This is a genomic window from Gemmiger formicilis (assembly GCF_016901605.1).
Classification (GTDB): Bacteria; Bacillota; Clostridia; order Oscillospirales; family Ruminococcaceae; genus Gemmiger; species Gemmiger formicilis_B.
The window spans coordinates 1-217 of record NZ_JACJKP010001002.1 but is presented as its reverse complement, the minus strand read 5'-3'; the positions used below and the strand labels follow the sequence as shown (position 1 = coordinate 217).

Annotated in this window: 1 protein-coding gene; it reads left to right on the top strand. The window is 69.1% G+C overall.

What is annotated here, in order from left to right; all coding sequences use genetic code 11:
* Positions 1-217, top strand: a 217-nt coding sequence (locus tag H6B10_RS17540) for a hypothetical protein (protein WP_204652571.1), incomplete at both ends; no start/stop codon positions are given.

Sequence of the window (217 nt, the reverse complement as noted above, 5' to 3'; positions counted from 1 at the left end):
AGCCCCTGGGCGGCTTTCTGGCGCAGGATCTCGTGGATCTGGCCCCACATCTCGCCCATGCCGATGATAAAACTTTCCACATAGATGCTGCGCCGGGCGCTGCGCAGGGCGGGCTGCTCTATCTGCTGTGGGGCGACAAACGCCCCGCCATACGGCTGCGCCGCCGGATGGAACAGGCCGAGGCCCAGCTGGCGCCCCTGCGCACCCCCGACCCCGC